The organism is Microcoleus sp. B13-B6, assembly GCF_036705405.1.
Classification (GTDB): domain Bacteria; phylum Cyanobacteriota; class Cyanobacteriia; order Cyanobacteriales; family Microcoleaceae; genus Microcoleus.
Genome location: NZ_JAUBUJ010000252.1, coordinates 1 through 1,186 on the forward strand (window position 1 = coordinate 1; position 1,186 = coordinate 1,186).

At 61.0% G+C, this 1,186-nt stretch carries 1 protein-coding gene; it reads right to left on the reverse strand.

Going from position 1 to position 1,186, the window contains the following annotated elements:
- Positions 1-26 precede the first annotated feature (26 nt).
- A complete protein-coding gene (locus QUB35_RS39015; protein WP_158391304.1) occupies positions 27-1,106 on the reverse strand; it encodes an IS630 family transposase in 1,080 nt (359 codons plus the stop codon).
- Between the last annotated feature and the right edge of the window lie 80 nt (positions 1,107-1,186).

Consider the following 1,186-nt stretch of genomic DNA (forward strand, 5'->3'; position numbering starts at 1 on the left):
CTAGTGTGGCGTCTCAGAAATAAGTATCAAATAATCGAACCAGCAGCGCGAGCGACAGAGGCCAGGATGGTGTCGGCGCTTTTTCGCCACACGAACGGCTTGGGGTCCTCGTTGTGACGGTCGATGTATGCCTGGATGGCTTGCTCCAGCTGAGCGACACTGGTGTGGGCGCTGCGCTTGATCCACTGCTCGCTGAGCTGGCTGAAGAAGCGCTCGACCAGATTGAGCCAGGACGCGGAAGTTGGCGTGAAGTGAACGTGATAGCGGGGATGGGCTGCTAGCCACGCCCGCACGGCCTGCGTCTTGTGCGTGCCGTAGTTGTCCATGATCAGGTGGATGTCTTGGTCGCCCGGCACCTGTGCATCAATGGCTTTGAGAAACTGCAGGAATTCCAGGCTGCGGTGACGGCGCTTGAGCTGTCCGATGACTTTGCCAGTGGCCACATCCAGCGCTGCGAACAGCGACGTTGTGCCGTGACGCTTGTAGTCGTGCGTGCGCGTGCTGGGTTTGCCAAACGTCAGTGGCAACCCTGGCTGGGTGCGATCCAGGGCCTGGATCTGGCTCTTCTCGTCCACGCACAGCACCAAGGCGCGATCAGGTGGTGCCATATACAGCCCAACCACATCGCGCACCTTGTCCACGAAATGAGGATCAGTGGACAGCTTGAAGGTCTCCTGCAAATGCGGCTTCAGACCAAACGCATGCCAGATGCGTTGCACCGTCGCCGGTGATACGCCCGCCTCTCGGCTCATCTGGCGCACGCTCCAGTGCGTGGCGTTGATAGGCCTGCTGTGACGAACCTTGTCCACGATGTGCTGAACCCGCTCATCTCCCACACTGCGGGGGCGGCCCGTGCGCGGTGCATCGGTCAAACCCGCCAGGCGGTACGCCTGGTAGCGCCGCCGCCACTTGGAGACGGTTTGCACCGTCGTTCCCAAGCGCTGGGCAATCACAGTGCCCGACTCTCCATCCGCGCAGCCCAGCACAATTCGCATGCGCAGCTTCTCGTCTGCTGGCGCCTTGCGTACGCGCAAGCGCGCCTGGAGCTCTTGGCGCTCGGCATCGGTGATCTGCAGCTTCGTGGCGGGGCGTCCAGTGTGGGCCATCGGCGTAGTCTCCTCCAAGGAAACTCCTGGGATCAACACTCGCCGAAATAATTCCAATTACTTATGAGACACCACACTAG

Bases quoted from the DNA above. Each gene is read 5' to 3' on its own strand.
- QUB35_RS39015 (WP_158391304.1), bottom strand. From the start codon at position 1,106: ATGGCCCACACTGGACGCCCCGCCACGAAGCTGCAGATCACCGATGCC.